17 protein-coding genes are annotated in these 16,954 nt (G+C 73.5%); 6 read left to right on the top strand and 11 right to left on the bottom strand.

Going from position 1 to position 16,954, the window contains the following annotated elements; genetic code table 11:
- Positions 1–65 precede the first annotated feature (65 nt).
- Entirely contained in the window at positions 66–656 is a 591-nt protein-coding gene (locus ACIBP6_RS14955; protein ID WP_397052387.1) for a hypothetical protein, read from the top strand.
- On the opposite strand, the gene ACIBP6_RS14950 is transcribed toward ACIBP6_RS14955, so the two are convergent.
- Positions 647–787 carry a hypothetical protein gene (locus ACIBP6_RS14950; protein ID WP_397052386.1) on the bottom strand — a complete coding sequence of 47 codons (141 nt, stop codon included), beginning with the start codon at positions 785–787 and terminating at the stop codon, positions 647–649. The two genes, ACIBP6_RS14955 and ACIBP6_RS14950, sit on opposite strands and share 10 nt — an antisense overlap.
- A 102-nt stretch (positions 788–889) precedes the next feature.
- On the opposite strand from ACIBP6_RS14950, the gene ACIBP6_RS14945 reads away from it, so the two are divergent.
- Positions 890–1,024 (top strand): hypothetical protein, encoded by a 135-nt coding sequence (locus tag ACIBP6_RS14945; RefSeq protein ID WP_397052384.1) that lies wholly within the window; start codon positions 890–892, stop codon positions 1,022–1,024.
- Positions 1,025–1,031: 7 nt separating this feature from the next.
- Here ACIBP6_RS14945 and ACIBP6_RS14940 read toward each other — a convergent pair whose 3' ends face one another.
- From ACIBP6_RS14940 to ACIBP6_RS14925, 4 genes are read right to left on the bottom strand one after another with little or no spacing between them, the layout of a single operon-like run.
- On the bottom strand, positions 1,032–1,907 hold the full coding sequence (locus ACIBP6_RS14940; RefSeq protein ID WP_397052382.1) for an ADP-ribosylglycohydrolase family protein: 876 nt from the start codon (positions 1,905–1,907) through the stop codon (positions 1,032–1,034).
- Between the two features lie 35 nt (positions 1,908–1,942).
- Positions 1,943–4,078: an SF1B family DNA helicase RecD2 gene (gene recD2, locus ACIBP6_RS14935; protein WP_397052380.1), complete on the bottom strand. Its 2,136-nt coding sequence runs from the start codon at positions 4,076–4,078 to the stop codon at positions 1,943–1,945.
- A gap of 36 nt (positions 4,079–4,114) precedes the next feature.
- Entirely contained in the window at positions 4,115–5,380 is a 1,266-nt protein-coding gene (locus ACIBP6_RS14930) for an erythromycin esterase family protein (RefSeq protein WP_397052378.1), read from the bottom strand.
- Positions 5,377–6,525 (bottom strand): acetate/propionate family kinase, encoded by a 1,149-nt coding sequence (locus tag ACIBP6_RS14925; RefSeq protein ID WP_397052376.1) that lies wholly within the window; start codon positions 6,523–6,525, stop codon positions 5,377–5,379. The genes ACIBP6_RS14930 and ACIBP6_RS14925 overlap by 4 nt, the downstream gene beginning before the upstream one ends.
- Before the next feature lie 114 nt (positions 6,526–6,639).
- On the opposite strand from ACIBP6_RS14925, the gene ACIBP6_RS14920 reads away from it, so the two are divergent.
- The 4 genes from ACIBP6_RS14920 to ACIBP6_RS14905 are packed head-to-tail and all read left to right on the top strand — an operon-like array spanning position 6,640 to position 10,674.
- Complete coding sequence (locus tag ACIBP6_RS14920; protein ID WP_132612726.1) at positions 6,640–7,128, top strand: (2Fe-2S)-binding protein; 489 nt, start codon at positions 6,640–6,642, stop codon at positions 7,126–7,128.
- A complete protein-coding gene (locus ACIBP6_RS14915) occupies positions 7,125–8,096 on the top strand; it encodes an FAD binding domain-containing protein (protein ID WP_397052374.1) in 972 nt (323 codons plus the stop codon). The genes ACIBP6_RS14920 and ACIBP6_RS14915 overlap by 4 nt, the downstream gene beginning before the upstream one ends.
- Positions 8,093–10,126, top strand: coding sequence for a xanthine dehydrogenase family protein molybdopterin-binding subunit (locus ACIBP6_RS14910; RefSeq protein ID WP_397052372.1), 2,034 nt, complete (start codon positions 8,093–8,095; stop codon positions 10,124–10,126). Before ACIBP6_RS14915 ends, ACIBP6_RS14910 begins: the two co-directional genes overlap by 4 nt.
- A gap of 56 nt (positions 10,127–10,182) precedes the next feature.
- Positions 10,183–10,674: a DUF6328 family protein gene (locus ACIBP6_RS14905; protein WP_132612720.1), complete on the top strand. Its 492-nt coding sequence runs from the start codon at positions 10,183–10,185 to the stop codon at positions 10,672–10,674.
- Here ACIBP6_RS14905 and ACIBP6_RS14900 read toward each other — a convergent pair.
- The 6 genes from ACIBP6_RS14900 to ACIBP6_RS14875 are packed head-to-tail and all read right to left on the bottom strand — an operon-like array spanning position 10,629 to position 16,855.
- A complete protein-coding gene (locus ACIBP6_RS14900; RefSeq protein ID WP_397052370.1) occupies positions 10,629–10,940 on the bottom strand; it encodes a cation:proton antiporter in 312 nt (103 codons plus the stop codon). The genes ACIBP6_RS14905 and ACIBP6_RS14900 overlap by 46 nt on opposite strands.
- Positions 10,937–11,197, bottom strand: coding sequence for a monovalent cation/H+ antiporter complex subunit F (locus ACIBP6_RS14895; RefSeq protein WP_397052368.1), 261 nt, complete (start codon positions 11,195–11,197; stop codon positions 10,937–10,939). The genes ACIBP6_RS14900 and ACIBP6_RS14895 overlap by 4 nt, the downstream gene beginning before the upstream one ends.
- Positions 11,194–11,727, bottom strand: coding sequence for a Na+/H+ antiporter subunit E (locus ACIBP6_RS14890; RefSeq protein ID WP_397052366.1), 534 nt, complete (start codon positions 11,725–11,727; stop codon positions 11,194–11,196). The genes ACIBP6_RS14895 and ACIBP6_RS14890 overlap by 4 nt, the downstream gene beginning before the upstream one ends.
- Positions 11,724–13,274 carry a Na+/H+ antiporter subunit D gene (locus ACIBP6_RS14885; RefSeq protein ID WP_397053396.1) on the bottom strand — a complete coding sequence of 517 codons (1,551 nt, stop codon included), beginning with the start codon at positions 13,272–13,274 and terminating at the stop codon, positions 11,724–11,726. The genes ACIBP6_RS14890 and ACIBP6_RS14885 overlap by 4 nt, the downstream gene beginning before the upstream one ends.
- A gap of 9 nt (positions 13,275–13,283) precedes the next feature.
- On the bottom strand, positions 13,284–14,093 hold the full coding sequence (locus tag ACIBP6_RS14880) for a Na(+)/H(+) antiporter subunit C (protein WP_132612712.1): 810 nt from the start codon (positions 14,091–14,093) through the stop codon (positions 13,284–13,286).
- Positions 14,090–16,855 (bottom strand): Na+/H+ antiporter subunit A, encoded by a 2,766-nt coding sequence (locus ACIBP6_RS14875; RefSeq protein ID WP_397052364.1) that lies wholly within the window; start codon positions 16,853–16,855, stop codon positions 14,090–14,092. The genes ACIBP6_RS14880 and ACIBP6_RS14875 overlap by 4 nt, the downstream gene beginning before the upstream one ends.
- Positions 16,856–16,954: the final 99 nt, after the last annotated feature.

Below are 16,954 nucleotides of genomic sequence, written 5' to 3'. Positions count from 1 at the left end.
CCAAGCGGATTACGAAAGAGTCTCAACGTTCCCGCCACGCCCGGCGGGCATGAGAGTTTCTCTCGGTGACCGCGCAAATCCCGGACACGATCGACATCGACGGTTGCAGCCACGCCCTGGCCGCCGTCGACGGAGATCCGCTTTTCGACCCCGTCGAGCACGACCTCATCCCGGGGCCGTTCCACACGGCCTGCTACCGCGGGTACGTCTGCTCGTACACGACCGAGAACGACCGCCTGGCGCTGCGGGAGCTGACGCTGGGTCCGCACGCCACGGTGGCCGGCCGCCCGATCGGCCGTGGCGTGACGGTGTTCGGCACGCAGGTCGCCGAGAACGGCGACGACGGCTCGTTCACGGCGGCCCCGCTGGACGTGGCGGTGCCGTTCTCGGGCCGGCTGCTGGCCGGGCGCGACCTCATCGCGGACGCCGACATGGGTTTCGCCCCGGGCTGGAAGTACGCGCACGTCGTCGAGCTCGTCCTCGACGCGGGCCACGTGGTCGCCCGGCGCGACAGGTCCGCGGACGTCGCCGGCGTCCGCGCCTCGATCCTCGACCGCGTCATCCCGGACCCGGACGGCGACCCGCGCGGCGCCGGCTGGGTCAGGCGCACGTTCACCCTCACCTACGACCGCACCTTCCCGCCCGGTCACCGGTAGCCGGCCGCTGACCTCGGCGGCGGTGGGAAAATCTGCCACGGGAAGAAAAGGAAGACGGCGATCGGCGGCAGCGCGGCCAGGAGGGGGCTCGGCATGTTCTGGGCGAAGACCACGCCGTAACCGCTGATCACGCTCGGGAGCCCGAGGGGCCAGGGCCATCAGGTCGGGGCCGTTGGCCACAGGAAGTCGTTCCACGTGAAGATCGCCAGCGTGATCGGCCGCGACAGCCTGACATGGTCGGCTACTGCTACACGCAGCTGACCCGGAACGTCGTCTACCGCTTCGACCGGGCGACCAGGCTCGACGTCGAGCGCATCCGTGCCGTTCAGTCCGGCCGCCGCGTCCGGACGGTGACTCGCGGTTCGTAGCGGCCGGTTACACGTGCGCCCACGGCGGGAGAGGCTCCGACCGGGCGAGCCACTGCGGGGGTGGCGGGGTGCGGGAGCCGACGATTCCGCCGACGATCGCGCAGGTCGTGTCGACGTCGCCGCCGGCCGCCGCCGTCGTCCAGAACGCGGCGGTGAAGTCGCCGAGGTTGCGGGCGGCGGCCCACAGGGTGAAGGGGACGGTGTCCTGGGCGGAGACCTCGCGGCCGTTGCCGAGGGCCCGGGCGGCGAGCACCGGGTCGCTGATCGTCAGCAGCTTTCGCGCCTGGGCGATCCCGTCGCGGACGCGGCCGGGCGGTGTGTGGCCGAGCACCTGGTCGATGAGCCCGCCCGGCGTGGGCCGGGGATCGCCGGCGGCGACGGCCGCGGCCACCGCGACGGCGATCGCGCCCGCCGCCGCCTCGGGGTGCGTGTGCGTGACCTCGGCCGACAGCCGCGCCTGTGCCGCCGTCTGGGGCAGGTCGCCGGCGAACCACGCGCCGAGCGGCGCCACCCGCATGGCCGCGCCGTTGCCCCACGACCCCCTGCCGTCGAACAGCTCGGCCGCCAGCGCCCGCCAGTCGCCGCCCGCGCGGACGAGGCGGAGCATCCGCCCGGTCGCGGGTCCGTACCCGCGGTCGAAGTCGTGGTGCGCGGCGAAGGAGGCGGCGAGCAGATCCTGGTCGATGCGGCCGCGTTCGGCCAGGACGCGGTGGACGGAGCAGGCCATCTCCGTGTCGTCGGTCCACTGCCACGGCTCCGGCGGCAGGGCCCGGTCCGCCAGTGCCCGCCGGTTGCCCGGAACGAAGAACTGCGACCCGAGAGCGTCACCCACGAGCAGCCCGCGAAGGGAAGCGGTCGCCCGCTCCAGAGGATCCCCTGACATCGCCGCCCATTGTGTCACGCGGGCGGATGACGGGGTCACGAGTCGAGGGTGAGGGCCAGGCGGCGGGGCAGGCCGGTGTTGCGGCGCTGGCCGAGGCGGTGGACGGCGAGCTCCAGGGCCTCGCGCTGGCCCACCAGCACCACCCACGCCTTGGCGCGGGTCGCCAGGGTGTAGAGGAGCTTGCGGCGCAGCATGATCCCGCCGGACTCGGCCACGATCGGCGCCACCACGAACGGGTATTCGCTGCCCTGCGACCGGTGCACGCTGATCGCGTACGCGTGGGTCAGGTCGTCGAGCTCGTCGAACCCGTAGCGCACGCTCTCGCCGTCGTCGGTGCGGATCTCGATCGCGCGCTCCTCGAGCACCACCGCCGTCACCGTGCCGGTCTCCCCGTTGAAGACCCCTTTGTCGTAGTTGTTGCGGATCGGCATCACCCGGTCGCCCACCCGGAACACCGTGGACCCCGACCAGTGCTCCGGCTTGTCGTCGGCCGCCGGGTTGAGCTGCTCCTGGATGAGCCGCGCGAGTGCCGTGGCGCCCGTCTCGCCCTTGCGCATCGGGCACAGCACCTGCACCTGGCCGGGCGGCACGCCCTGCTTGCGGGGGATCGCCACCATGGCCAGGTGGGCCACCCGCTCGGCCACCCGCACGGGATCGTCGAGCTCCTCGAACCAGAACCCGCCCCCGCCCGGCAGCGCCGGCAGCCGCCCGGCCCGGATGCGATGGGCGGCGTCGACGATGCCGCTGCCGGCCGCCTGCCGGAAGACGTGGGTGAGCTGCACGCGCGGAACCGCCGGCACCCGCAGCAGGTCGGCCAGGACGTCGCCGGCGCCGATGCTCGGCAGCTGGTCGCTGTCGCCGATGAGCAGCAGGTGGCTGCCCGGCCGCACCGCGGCGGTGAGCCGGGTGGCGAGATGCAGGTCGAGCATGGACGCCTCGTCGACCACGACCAGGTCGGCCTGCGCGGGCCGCTCGTCGAACAGCGTCTCGGGGTCGGGGTCGGCCTCCTGCTGGGCGAGCATGCGGTGGACGGTCATCGCCGGCATGCCGGTCAGCTCGGACAGCCGCTTGGCGGCCTTGCCGGTCGGCGCCGCGAGGGTCACCGAGCCGCCCGCGGCCCGCACGGTGGTCGCGATGGCCTTGACCGTGTGGCTCTTGCCGCAGCCCGGCCCGCCGGTGATGATCGACACCGTGCTCGTCAGGGCCATGGTGACGGCGGCGCGCTGGTCGTCGTGGAGCGAGGGATCCTCGCGGTACGCGCGCAGCGGCAGGGTGGAGCGGGCCCGCAGCAGCGCGGCGAGCTGCGCCGCCAGCGCGACCTCGCGGCTGTGCACGTGTTTCGCGTACGCCACCACCTGCCCCGGCTGGTCGGGCGCCGCCTCCAGCACCAGCCGCCGCTCGGCCGCCAGCGCGTCGACCACCGGCCGCACCAGCTCCTGGTCCTGCTCGATCAGCTCGGCCGCCTGCCTGACCAGCGCGGACACCGGCAGGTAGCAGTGGCCGTCGCGGCTGCCGGCCGCCTCCAGCCGGTCGAGCAGCGCCGCCTTGACCCGCTGCGGGCTGCGCTCGGGCACCCCCGCCTGCAGCGCGATCTTGTCGGCGACGCGGAACGCGATGCCCCGGACCCGCCCGATGAGGCGGTAGGGGTCGGTGGCCAGCACCTCGTCGGCGTCGGAGCCGAACACCTGGTAGATCTTCGCGGCCAGCAGCGGGCTGACGCCGAGCCCCTGCAGCGTCACCATCAGCGCGGCGACGGCCTTCTGCTCCTGCCACGCCTGCACGATCTGCGCCTGCCGCAGCGGCCCGATGTTGACCACCTCGGTGAGCCGCTCGGGCTCGGCGTCGATGACCTTGAGGGTGTTCTCCCCGAAGTGGTCGACGATCGCGTACGCCAGCCGCGGCCCGATGCCCCGGATCAGCCCCGACCCCAGGTAGACGCGGATCGCCCGCACCGACGACGGCGTGACCCGCTCGCACGCGGTGACCGCGAACCGCCTGCCGTGACGCGCGTGCGTGCTCCAGTCGCCGAGCAGCCGCAGCGTCTCACCCGGCTGCACCCCGGCCAGCGCCCGCCCGGTCGCCACGAAGCCGGGCACGCCGTCGGCGCTCATGCGCGCCACGGTGTACGCGTCGTCGCGGACGTAGACGAGCTGCTCGACCGAAGCCTCCACGGCACCGATCCAACCACCACCCACCGACAAACCCGCTCACATGGCCGTCGGGAAGGTCTCCGGCTCGGCGTCCCCGGCGGGCTCGCCGTGCAGCGGGCGCACGGCGGTGGTCTCGTCCACCCAGAGGAAGGCGTCGTAGCGGCGGCCCACGATGGTCGGCACGTAGTTGCCCCACCGCTCCCGCTGCGGCCGGTAGACGACGCCGATCGCCCGGTGCGCCATCGGCTCGTCGTACCACTCGGCCCGCAGTCCGGCGGGCGGCACCAGGAAGAGGGCGTCGTGGCCGCCCAGCGCCTCGTGCAGCAGGGCCTCCAGTGACGCCGGGCGCGCGGGCGGCACCGGCATGCTCTGATGCGGGGCGCCCCACCGCTCGCCGGCCATGACCGTGCCCCGGTGGGTGCCGAAACCGACGAGCACGACGTCCTCGCGGTGCCGCTCGCGGGCCAGCTGCCCGAGGTTGGTCAGCCCGGCGGCGGCCATGTCGGTGGCGCGGGCGTCGCCGACGTGCGTGTTGTGCGCCCACACCACGCCCCTGGCCCCGTGGAACTCGGCCAGCCGGTCGAGGGTGTCGGCCATGTGGACGTCGCGGATGTTCCAGGAGTCGGGGCCGCCGCGGACCATCGCCCGGTAGTAGCGTTCGGCCCCGGCCACGACCTCGGCGTTCTGCCGCACGCCGAGCCCGCCCTCGCCGCCCGGCGCGGTGCCGGCCACCGCGGTCAGCAGGCTCACCACCTCGTCCTCGCAGCTGTCCGGCACCAGGCGGGTCTCCAGCCCGTACCGCTCCGCGTCGTGGCCGTAGGACTCGAAGCAGTGCAGGGCCTCCATCACCGTCTCCATCTGGTCCGGCAGGTGGGCGGCGGCGTAGCGGCGGACGGCGTGCAGCGAGTCCCACAGGCTGTAGACGTCCAGGCCGTGGAAGCCGCAGCGCTCACCGGGCGGCCGGCCGGCGTTCCAGCGCCGCAACCACCGGCAGAAGTCCACGACCTCCTCGTTGGCCCACATGAACGTCGGCCAGCGTTCGAAGGCGTACAGGGCGTCGAAGGGGTCGGCGCCGGTGGTGACCGCGTGGTGCACGCGCCGGCAGTCGGGCCAGTCGCCCTCGACCGCGACGAAGCCGAACCCCTTCTCGGCGATCAGCCGGCGGGTCAGCTCGGCCCGCCAGGCGTAGAACTCGTGGGTGCCGTGGCTGGCCTCGCCGATCAGCACGAAGGTGGCCTCGCCGACCCGTTCCACCAGCGGGCCGAGGTCCTCCGGCCCCGTGAGCGGGAGCGCGGCGCGGCGCATCTCCTCCAGGTCGGTCATGCGTCGTCCTCCTCCGCGAGGACCCGCAGGCATTCGCGGGCGAGCTGCAGTTCCTCCCGCACCTGCACCACCAGGACGGGCACGGCGGCGCCGTCCGCGCTGACCGCGCCGTCGTCGCTACGGTTGCCGAGCACGGGCGGCTCGACGCCGAGCAGGCCGAGGCGGCGGCACACGGCCTCGCGCACCTCGGGCTGGTCCCAGCCGATCTCGCCGGTGAACACCAGCGCGTCGATCCGGCCGAGCGAGGTGGCCGCGGCGGCGATCTCCCGGCTCACCCGGTGGGCGAACACGCGCAGCGCCAGCGCGGCGGCCTCGTCGCCGTCCCGCTCGGCCGCGACCAGGTCGCGGGTGTCCCCGGAGCGCCCGTCCGACAGGCCGAGCAGGCCGGAACGGCGTTCCAGCCCCTCGGCGAGCTCCTCGACCGACAGGTGGCCCTCCGACAGCAGCCACACCAGCATCCCCGGGTCCACGCTGCCCGACCGCTTGCTCATGGGCAGCCCGTCCAGCGGCGTGAACCCCATCGAGGTGTCCAGGCTGCGCCCGCCCGACACCGCGCACACCGAGCAGCCGCCGCCCAGGTGCGTCAGCACGAGGTCCAGCTCGTCCGCCGGACGGCCGAGCAGTTCCGAGGCCCGGTCGGCGGCCCAGGCGTAGGACAGGCCGTGGAAGCCGTAGCGGCGCAGTCCGTGTCGCTCACGCCACTCGCGCGGCAGCGCGTACGTGGCGGCGGCGTCCGGCAGGCCGGCGTGGAAGGCGGTGTCGGGGCAGATCACGTGCGGGACGGCCGGCAGCTGCTCGCGGGCCGCCTCCAGCAGGGCCAGCGAGGGCGGCAGGTGCAGCGGGTCCAGGGGGACGAGGCCGCGCAGCCCGTCCGCCGTCTCGTCGTCCGCCACCGACGGCTGCGGCACCAGGTCGCCGCCGTGCACCACGCGGTGCGCCACCGCGCGGACGTCGCGGTCGAAGTGGCCGCCGAGGAACGACGCCAGCTCCTCGCGGGCCGAGCCCGGGTCGGCGGCCCGCTCGCTGTGCGCGCTGTCCAGGACGCTCCCGCCCTGGACGAGGTCGAGGCGCAGGCTCGACGAGCCCGCGTTGACCGTGAGGATCGCCGCCGGCTCGTCCATCTCCTCGCCCGCTGCCCAGCCCATGCCGCCCGGCTACCCGACGGCGTTCCGGCGAAACGAACGCCTGAAACGTCCGGAACCATCGGCTTTACCGCGGTCAGGGGTTGTCCCTTCTGCCCCTCGGGTAGTCGTGCGCCTATGGAAATCACCCTGCAGGTGAACGGCAAACCACGCACGGTGGACGTCGACCCGCGGATGTCGCTGCTGGACCTGCTCCGCGAGCGCCTCGGGCTCATCGGCGCCAAGAAGGGCTGCGACCACGGCCAGTGCGGCGCCTGCACGGTCCTGATCGACGGGCGGCGGGCCCTGTCATGCCTGGCGCTGGGCGTGGCGGTGGACGGCTCCGAGGTCACCACCGTCGAGGGGCTGGCGAACGGCGACGAGCTGCACCCCCTGCAGGCGGCCTTCATCGAGCACGACGCCTTCCAGTGCGGCTACTGCACGCCGGGCCAGCTCTGCTCGGCGGCCGGGATGCTGGGGGAGCCGGGCCCGAGCGCCGTCACCGAGGACATCCTCGTCGATCCCGACCTGACGCCCGAGGAGATCAGGGAGCGCATGAGCGGCAACCTGTGCCGGTGCGGCGCGTACGTCAACATCGTCAGCGCGATCTCCGAGGTGGCCCGGTGAAGCCCTTCGACTACACCCGCGCGGCCAGCGCGGCCCAGGCCGTGCGCGAGTACGTCCCCGGCACCATGTACCTCGGGGGCGGCACCAATCTGGTCGACCTCATGCGGCTGGGCGTGGCCGAGCCCGAGCGGCTGGTCGACGTCAGCCGCCTGCCGCTCGACACGATCGAGTCCGTACGCGACCGCGTCCGCGTCGGCGCGGCCGTGCGCAACACCGACCTGGCGGTCGACCCGATGATCCGCGCCCGTTACCCCATGCTCGCGAGAGCGGTGCTGCTCGGGGCGTCCGGGCAGGTGCGCAACGTCGCCACGGTCGCCGGCAACCTGTTGCAGCGCACCCGCTGCGCGTACTTCCAGGACGTGACCAGGCCGTGCAACAAGCGCCGCCCCGGCTCCGGCTGCCCGGCGATCGCCGGCGACCACACCAACCTCGCCATCCTCGGCAGCTCGGAGGCGTGCGTGGCGACCCACCCCTCCGACATGGCGGTGGCCCTGGCCGCGCTCGAGGCGGAGGTGCACGTGACCGGGCCGGGCGGCGACCGCATCATCCCCATGCCGGGGCTGCACCGCCTGCCCGGCGAGGAGCCGGAACGCGACACCGTGCTCGAACCCGGCGACCTCATCACCGCCGTCGAGCTGCCGCCCCCGCCCGCCGGCGCCACGGTCTACCGCAAGGTCCGCGAGCGGGCGTCGTTCGCGTTCGCGCTGGTGTCCATCGCCGCGGTGCTGGACGTCGGCGACGACGGTGTGGTCGCCGGCTGCCGCATCGCGCTCGGCGGCGTGGCGCACGCGCCCTGGCGGGCCGAGCGCGCCGAGCAGGCCCTGATCGGCGGGCCGGCGACCGGCGAGGCGTTCCTGCGGGCCGCCGAGGCCGAGCTCGAACAGGCCAGGCCGCTGCCGCGCAACGCGTACAAGGTGCCGCTGACCCGCAACCTGATCGTCTCCACGCTGGAGGGGCTGGCATCGTGAACCGCATCGAGGGCCGCGTCAAGGTCACCGGCCTGGCGACGTACGCGGCGGAGTACCCGGTGGAGGACGTCACCTACGCCTTCCCCGTGCAGTCACAGATCGCCAAGGGCCGGGTCAGGCACGTGGACGCCCAGGACGCGCTGGCGATGCCGGGTGTGCTCGCCGTGCTGTCCGGTGAGGACCCGCCGCCGCTGGCCTCCGGCGCCGACGGGGAGCTGGCGCTGTTCCAGAGCCGCGAGGTCGCCTACCGCGGCCAGATCGTCGCCGCCGTGGTCGCCGACACCTACGAGAACGCCCGGGCCGCCGCCGCGGTCGTCCGCGTCGACTACGACTCCGACGACCACGACGTGAGCCTGCGCGCCGACCATCCGGGCCTCTACAAGCCCGACCACGTCAACCCCGCCTACCCGACCGACAGCGAGAAGGGCGACATCGAGGCCGGCCTGGCGCGGGCGGCCTCCGTCGTGGACGTCGTCTACGAGACGCCCGTCCTGCACAACAACCCGATGGAGCCGCACGCGGCCCTGGCCTGCTGGGACGACGAGGGCGGGCTCCTGGTGTACGACACCGCGCAGGGCACCACCCTGAGCCGGGACACCCTGGCCCAGGTGTTCGGCCTGCCGAAGGAGCGGGTGCGCGTGGTGTCCCGGCACGTCGGCGGCGGTTTCGGCTCGAAGGGCACCACCCGGCCGCAGGCGGTGCTGGCCGCGATGGCCGCCAGAGTGGTCGGCCGCCCGGTCAAGATCGTGCTGACCCGGCAGCAGATGTACGACGTCACCGGCTACCGCACGCCCACGATCCAGCGGCTGCGCCTCGGCGCGGACGCCGAGGGCCGGCTGACAGCGCTGGAGCACGTGGTGTACGAGCAGACCTCCACGCTGGAGGAGTTCGCCGAGCAGACCGCGACCCCGACCCGCATCATGTACGCCGCGCCCGCGCTGCGCACCGCGCACCGCCTGGTCCGCCTGGACGTCGCCACCCCGTCGTGGATGCGCGCCCCCGGCGAGTGCCCCGGCATGTACGCGCTGGAGTCCGCCATGGACGAGCTCGCCTACGCCCTCGGCATGGACCCGGTCGAGCTGCGCGTGGTCAACGAGCCGGAGACCGAGCCCGACAGGGGGCTGCCGTTCAGCTCCCGCAACCTGGTGGGCTGCCTGCGCGAGGGCGCCCGCCGCTTCGGCTGGGAGCACCGCGACCCGACGCCCGGCGTCCGGCGCGACGGGGAGTGGCTGGTCGGCACCGGCGTGGCCGCCTCCACCTACCCGGCCAGGCGCCGGCCGTCGAAGGCCAGGGCCGTGGTGGAGGACGACGGCGACTTCCTCGTCCAGGTGGCCGCCGCCGACATCGGCACCGGCGCGCGTACGGCCCTGACCCGGATCGCGGCGGAGGCGCTCGGCGTCGCCCCGGAGCGGGTGCACGTGGAACTGGGGGACAGCGACCTGCCCGAGGCGCCCGTCGCGGGCGGCTCGATGGGCACCGCGTCGTGGGGGTCGGCGATCGTGCGCGCCTGCGAGGAGCTCAAGAGCGACGGCAAGGAGGGCCTCGCCGACACCACCGAGGAGGTCCAGGGGGACGCCGCGTTCTCCCGGCACGCCTTCGGCGCCCAGTTCGCCGAGGTGCGGGTCAGCTCCGTCACCGGCGAGGTACGCGTCCCGCGCCTGCTCGGCGTCTTCGCCGCCGGCCGCATCGTGGACCCCAAGCTCGCCAGGTCGCAGTTCATCGGCGGCATGACGATGGGCATGGGCATGGGACTGATGGAGGAGACGCTCACCGACGAGGAGTTCGGCGGCTTCCTGCGCCGCGACCTCGCGCAGTACCACGTGCCCGCCTGCGCCGACGTGCCCGACGTGGAGGCCTTCTGGCTGGACGAGCGCGACGCCGAGCTCAACCCGATGGCCAGCAAGGGCATCGGCGAGATCGGCATCGTCGGCACGGCCGCCGCGATCGGCAACGCGGTGTACCACGCCACCGGCCACCGCGTGCGCGAACTGCCCATCACACCGGACAAGATCCTGATGCCGAGGTTTTAGCCTCTCTTGGCAAGGAAGAAGAAGTCTCTCGTTTGCCGGGCGGGAGGCAGGGACACGTGAAGAACGAGTCGCACGAGGAGCGCGCGGACCGGAACTTCGTGGAATTGTTGCAGGGCGCGCGCGTCGCGGTGACCGGGGTGCAGGTGCTGTTCGCGTTCCTGCTGACGGTGCCGTTCTCCTCCGCCTTCGCCCGGCTCGACCAGACCGACCGGTGGCTGTACTACGCGGCACTGGTCAGCGCAGCGCTCGCGTCGATCTGCTACATCGCGCCGACCGCGCAGCACCGCGTGCTGTTCCGCCAGGGCCGCAAGGAGATCCTGGTACGCCGCTCCAACTTCTACGGCATCTTCGGCGCGCTGGCCCTGGCGGTGTCGATGACGACGTCCACCATGTTCGTGATCGACTACCTGTTCGACGCGGTGCTCGCCTGGATCACCGCGGGCGCGCTGGCCGCGCTGTCGCTGTGGACGTGGTTCGGGCAGGCGGCGCTCAACCGCTCGGATCACTCGCCGGAGGAGCCGTCGTCGCCGGCGGACCGACCCCGGTAGTCGGCGCGCGCCACCATGTACGCCGCCACCGACACGGTGACCACCTGCGCGGCCCCCACCAGCAGCAGCGGCCCGGCGTAGGCCCAGGAGGGCCGGTGCAGCCACATCGCCAGCAGCACCAGCAGCACGCCGAGGACCTGCGGCTTCGTCCCGGCGTGCATGCGGTCCAGGGTGGTGCCGAAGCGCATCAGCCCGACGCCCGCCGTCAGCGCGAGCGCCGCGCCTGTCAGCAGGCAGACCGCCGCCGCCACGTCGAACGCGCTCATCGGGATCTCCCCGAGTAGAACCGCGCCAGCGACACCGCGCCGACGAACCCCAGCAGCGACAGCACCAGCAGGATCGGCAGGTCGGAGTAGTCGTCCCTGGCCACGGCGAACGCCCCCACGCCGCACATCGACAGCGCCGTCAGCACGTCGAGCGCCACCGCCCGGTCCAGCATCGACGGCCCGCGCGCCAGCCGGTAGAGCGAGGCCGCCGCCCCGCACGCCAGCAGCACCAGCGTCACCAGGTACACCGCCGTCATCCGAGCTCCTCCCGGTCGCGGCGGGTGCCGAACGCCCGCACGATCCGCGACTCCAGATCCGCCACGTCCGCCCGCGCGATCTGCGTCGCGTCGCCCCGCCGGCCCAGGACGTGCACCACCAGCTCCTGCCCGTCCACCTCCAGGACGAGGGTGCCGGGCACCGTGCTCAGCGCGACCAGGACGAGCACCACCATGGAGTCGGACGTCGTCCGCAGCGGCGCGCGGACGACCTGCGACGGGGGCGGGCCCGGATGCGCCACCCAGAACACCACCCGCGCGGTCGAGAGCACCAGGTCCCACGCGAACCACACGAGGAACGACACGAGCGCGACCGGCCGCACCCGCAACCCCGGGTCCAGCACCGGGATCGGCAGCAGCCATGTCACCACGAGCCCGGCCACCAGCCCGCCGAGCACGTTGCCCACCGACAGGTCGCCCCACAACGTCACCCACACCGCCGCCAGCCAGGCCACCAGGACCAGTGGCACCCGCCGGCCGAACAGCCGCGGCGCCAGCCGCTCAGGGTTCACCGCTGCCTCCCCAGGACGGCCGAGATGTACGGATCGCGCGACATCAGCTCGCCGGCCGCCCGCTGCGCCAGCCCCGACAGCGGTCCCGCCAGCACCGTGAACGCCAGCCCGAGCGCGACCAGGGCCGTCACCGACAGCGGCAGCGCCGCCGGCAGCGCGACCGTCGTCACGGTCGGCTCCTCACCGGTGGCCTCCTCGCTCTCCACCACGGTGCCCACCCGGTCCTCGCGCGGCAGGCGCCAGAACGCCTTGCCCCATGTCTTCGCGACCGCGTACAGCGTCAGCAGGCTCGTCACCAGGCTCCCGGCCACCAGCATGAACGCGTGCCAGCCACCGGCGCTCAGCCCGGCCTGCACGAGCATGAGCTTGCCCAGGAACCCGGACAGGGGCGGGATGCCGGACAGGTTCATCGCGGGCACGAAGAACAGCACGGCGATCAGCGGCGTCGCCTTCATCAGCCCGCCCAGCCGGTTCACCGACGTCGTGCCGGTACGCCGTTCGATCATGCCCGCCACCAGGAACAGGGTGGTCTGCACGGTGATGTGGTGCACCACGTAGAAGATGGCGCCCGCCAGGCCCGCCACCGTGGACAACGCGACGCCGAACACCATGTAGCCGATGTGGCTGACCAGCGTGAAGGAGATCAAGCGTTTCATGTCGGTCTGCGCGACCGCGCCCAGCACCCCGACCAGCATCGTGGCCAGCGCCACCCACATCAGCAGCCCCGCCACCGGCCCGCCGGGGAAAAGCAGCGCCTCCAGCCGGATGATCGAGTAGACGCCGACCTTGGTGAGCAGGCCGGCGAACACCGCCGTCGCCGGGGCCGGCGCCGTCGGGTAGGAGTCGGGCAGCCACGCCGACAGCGGGAAGATCGCCGCCTTGATCGCGAACACCAGCAGCAGCGTCAGCTCCACCAGCAGCTTCACCTGCTCCGGCAGGCCGCCGAAGCGCACGGCGAGTTGCGCCAGCGACAGCGTCCCCGTGGCGGCGTACGTGATGGCCAGCGCGATCAGGAACAACATCGACGAGGCCAGCGCCATCAGCGTGTACGTCGCCCCGGCCCGGATCCGCGACTCCGTCCCGCCGAACGTCAGCAGCACGTACGAGCCGCTCAGCAGCAGCTCGAACGCCACGAACAGGTTGAACAGGTCGCCCGACAGGAACGCGTCGCTCACCCCCGCCACCATCACGAGGAACGCCGGATGGAAGATCGCCATGGGAGCGTCGTGCTCCTGCCGGTCGTAGGCGTTGGCCACCGAGTACGTCATCACGCACAGCGTCACCGCCTGCGAGACCACCAGCACCAGCGTGGACAGCCGGTCGGCCACCAGGCTGATCCCGACCGGCGCGGCCCAGCCGCCGATCTCCGTCACCAGCGGCCCGTGCCGGTCGGCCGCGACCAGCAGCACCACCGACACCGCCAGCGTCACGCAGAGCGTGCCGAGGCTGATGAGCGCCTGCACGTGGCGCAGCCGCCCTCCGATGGCCAGTTTCACCCCGGCCCCCAGCAGCGGCAGCAGCACGGGCACGCAGATCAGGCTCTCCAGCGACACGGGTCAGTCCTCGCCTTCCAGCTCGGGGTCCTGCGCCAGGGCCTGCCGTTCCCGCTCGTCCCTGATCGCCGCCCGCATCTGGCGGCGCGCCTCCCGCTGGCGCGCCTTGAGCCGCCTGCGCAGATCCCGTTCCCTGGCGGCCTGCTCCTCCCGGCCGCGCGTGTGCTCCCGGCGCAGCTGCTCGATGCGTTCCTGGTTGTCCATGGCGGCCTGCTCCGCGCGCAGCCCGGCCTCCTCCAGGCGGCGGTGCAGCTCCTCCTCCGGCACGCCCGCCTCGCGCAGCCCGCGCGACCACTCCTCCAGCTCCGTGTGCACGCGGGAGATGCGCTGCTCCAGGTCGGCCTCCTGAAGCCGCTCCCGCTCGGCCTGCTCGGCCTCCAGGTGCGCCAGCTCGGCCCGCTGCTCGGCCACCAGCCGCCGGTAGGCGTCGCGGCGGGCGCGTACGGCGTCGCTGAGCTCACCGCGCCGCGAGCGCAGCCGGATCCGGCGGTCCTCGGTGTCGTCCTGGACCTCGTCGCTGCCGGACAGCTGCCACGTGCGGTGGACCAGCGCCAGCAGGAACGCCGTCACGCCGAGCGTGATGACGATGGCGGTGAGCACCATGGCCTGCGGCAGCGGGTCGGCCATGCCGGCCGTGCCGACGAAGGGCGGGTGGCCGGCGTCGCCGCCCGAGGTGACGATGAGCAGGTTGACCCCGTTGCCCAGCATGATGACGCCGGTCAGCACCCGGACCAGGCTCCGTTCGAGCAGCAGGGTCACGCCCGCGGCGATCAGCGCGCCACAGGCCAGGAAGGGCAGCAGGGAGATGCTCACGACTCGCTCTCCGCGTCGATCTGCCGGTCCAGCTCGGCGCCGAGGCCGCGCAGCACGTCCTGCACCATCCCGACGACGGAGACGTACACGCCGAGGTCGAAGATCAGATTGGTGGACAGGTGCAGGTGGCCGACGAGCGGCACGGTCACGTCCGTGGCCAGCATCTCCAGGGCCGCGCGGCCGAACAGCAACCCGGCCAGCGCGGTGCCCGTCGACAACGTCAGCCCCACCCCCATCAGCACGCCCGCGTGCATCGGCACGGCCGCGGCCAGCTCGTTCCTGCCGCCGGCCAGGTACCGCACGGTGATCGCCAGGCCGGCCACGATGCCGCCCGCGAATCCGCCGCCGACCCCGCTGTGCCCGATGAACAGCAGGAACACCGACAGCAGGAGCACCGTGTGGAACGTCAGCGTGGCCACCACCTCGAACGCCAGCGCCCACTGCCCGCGCGGCAGCGTGGAGGCCAGCCAGTGCGGCCCCCGGTCCCGTCGTGCCCGCGTCCCGACCCGCTCGATCCGGTACGCCGTGCGCCGCAGGAACACCAGGCTCGTCACGCCCAGTGTCAGCACGATCAGCACCGCGCTCTCGCCCATCGTGTCCCAGGCGCGGACGTCCAGGATGATCGCGCTGACGATGTTGCTGATGCCCTCCCGCTCGGCCGCCGCGCTCATGAGCTCCCCGACCGGCCGCGTCGTCCGCGCGCCCATCGCCAGCATGGCCCCGCCGGTCGCCACCACGCCGACCGCCAGCCCGAGCGCCAGGCGGAACCGGAAGCGCAGCCGTCCCCTCGGAGGTTCGATCGGCAGCCGCCGCAGCACCAGCGCGAACATCACGAGGCTCAGCGTCTCGGCCAGGAACTGGGTCAGCGCCAGGTCGGGGGAGCCGTGGGCGAGGAACAGCAGCGCGGCGCCGTACCCGGTCATACCGACGACGACGGCGAGCGCGATGTAGGCCCGGGTGAACAGCGCCAGCACCGCCGCTGCGATCAGCAGCACGGCCACGATCGGCTGCTCGAGCCGCTGCCAGGCCACGACCGGCAGGCCCAGGCGGGGCGCGCCGCCGTACGCGACGGAGAACAGGCCCACTCCGACCGTGGTCGCCAGCGCGAGCACCAGGTAGTCGGGCAGCGAGCCGCGCTGGACGAACCCGGTGGCCTGGACCGCGAACCGGTCGAGCCGCCGTACGACCGCCCAGAACAGCCGCGAGGAGTCCACCGCGTGCAGCGCCGCCCCCACCCGCGCCACCGGCTCGCCGGCCAGGAACAGCACCACCCCGGCGGCCAGCGCCACCGCCGACAGCAGCAGCGGGAGGGAGAAACCCGCCCAGAGCACCAGGTGCGTCTCGTGGCCAGGGTCGCGGAAGGTGCCCGTGTAGCCGGACATCGCGCCCGCGTACCAGGAGGCCAGGGGCGCGAGCAGCAGCCCCAGCACCGACAGCAGCGCCGCCGGCACGTACATGACGGCCGGTGTCCCGTGCACCTCGGACGCCGCCGCGCCCGGCTTCGCGGCGAACGCCCCCCACAGGAACCGCAGCGTGTACGCCGCCGTCAGCGCCGACCCCGCCACCACGCCCGCCAGCGCGGACGGATGCTCCAGGAACGCCTCCAGCGCCGCCTCCTTGGCGACGAACCCCGCCAGCGGCGGCAGCCCGGCCATGGACGCGCCCGCGAGCACGGCCGCCGCGCACACCCACGGCATCCGCCGGCCCACCCCGCTCAGCTCGCCCAGCTCCCGCGTGCCGGCCGCGTGGTCGACGATGCCCACCACCAGGAACAACGACGCCTTGAACAGCGCGTGCGCCAGCAGCATCGCCACCGCGGCCAGCGCCGCCCCCTGGTTCCCCGAGCCGAACAGCGCAACGAGGAAACCGAGCTGGCTGACGGTGCCGTACGCCAGCAGGCGCTTCAGGTCCGTCTCGCGCAGCGCCCGCCACCCGCCCAGCAACATCGTCACCAGCCCGAGCGGCACCGCCACCGCCCGCCACACCATCACGTCGCCGAACACCGGCCCCAGGCGGGCCACCAGGTACACCCCGGCCTTCACCATGGCCGCCGCGTGCAGGTACGCCGACACCGGCGTGGGCGCGGCCATCGCCGCCGGCAGCCACGTGCTGAACGGGAAGATCGCCGACTTGGCCAGCGCCCCGGTCAGGACCAGCACGAGGGCCACCGGCCCGGCGTCCGGCGGGCGGGCGGCGATGTCCGAGATCCGGTAGCTGCCGGCCGCCTCCCCGATCAGGACGAACCCGGCCAGCATGGCCAGGCCGCCGAACGTGGTGACCGTCAGCGCCTTCATCGCCGCCTGCCGGCTGGCCCGGCTCTCGGGGTCGTAGCCGATGAGCAGGTAGGAGAAGACGGTGGTCAGCTCCCAGAAGACGTACAGCAGGATCAGGTCGTCGGCCGCCACCAGGCCCAGCATCGACCCGGCGAAGGCCACCATGGCGCCGCCGTAGCGGCCGAGCCCGTCGTCGCCGCGGCCGAAGTAGCGCACGCTGTAGACCAGCACGAGCACGCCCACGCCGGTGACCAGCGCCATCATCAGCACGGCCAGGGTGTCGGCGCGGAACGACAGCTCCAGCCCCAGCACCGGCGCCCACGGCCGGCTCTCCCGCGCGGGCAGGCCGCGCACCGCCAGCCACACCGTGTAGCCGAAGGCGGCGGCCGGGGGAACGGCCAGCAGGAAGAACGAGGCGCGGCCCAGGCGCGCGGCGAGCCAGGGAGCGCAGACGGCCGCGGCCGCGTGCAGGACCAGCAGCGACTCCATGGGCTCCTCGGGCGGGAATCTCCGGCTACGTCCGCCCAATCTGCCCCGTCATGTCACCGCCGCAGCGCAGGCGCTCCCGGGATTGACCCGAACGTCACC

This window comes from Nonomuraea terrae, assembly GCF_044465245.1.
Taxonomy (GTDB): Bacteria; Actinomycetota; Actinomycetes; order Streptosporangiales; family Streptosporangiaceae; genus Nonomuraea; species Nonomuraea terrae.
Note: the sequence above shows the minus strand (reverse complement) of the source record. Positions and strands in the feature narration are given on the sequence as shown.

What these genes read in the sequence shown, in the direction of transcription:
- ACIBP6_RS14940 (WP_397052382.1), bottom strand. Translation starts at nt 1,907, where the DNA reads ATGTCAGGGGATCCTCTGGAGCGGGCGACCGCTTCCCTTCGCGGGCTG.
- ACIBP6_RS14920 (WP_132612726.1), top strand. Translation starts at nt 6,640, where the DNA reads ATGGAAATCACCCTGCAGGTGAACGGCAAACCACGCACGGTGGACGTC.
- ACIBP6_RS14945 (WP_397052384.1), top strand. Translation starts at nt 890, where the DNA reads ATGGTCGGCTACTGCTACACGCAGCTGACCCGGAACGTCGTCTACCGC.
- ACIBP6_RS14930 (WP_397052378.1), bottom strand. Translation starts at nt 5,380, where the DNA reads ATGACCGACCTGGAGGAGATGCGCCGCGCCGCGCTCCCGCTCACGGGG.
- ACIBP6_RS14895 (WP_397052368.1), bottom strand. Translation starts at nt 11,197, where the DNA reads ATGACGGCGGTGTACCTGGTGACGCTGGTGCTGCTGGCGTGCGGGGCG.
- ACIBP6_RS14900 (WP_397052370.1), bottom strand. Translation starts at nt 10,940, where the DNA reads ATGAGCGCGTTCGACGTGGCGGCGGCGGTCTGCCTGCTGACAGGCGCG.
- ACIBP6_RS14875 (WP_397052364.1), bottom strand. Translation starts at nt 16,855, where the DNA reads ATGGAGTCGCTGCTGGTCCTGCACGCGGCCGCGGCCGTCTGCGCTCCC.
- ACIBP6_RS14925 (WP_397052376.1), bottom strand. Translation starts at nt 6,525, where the DNA reads ATGGGCTGGGCAGCGGGCGAGGAGATGGACGAGCCGGCGGCGATCCTC.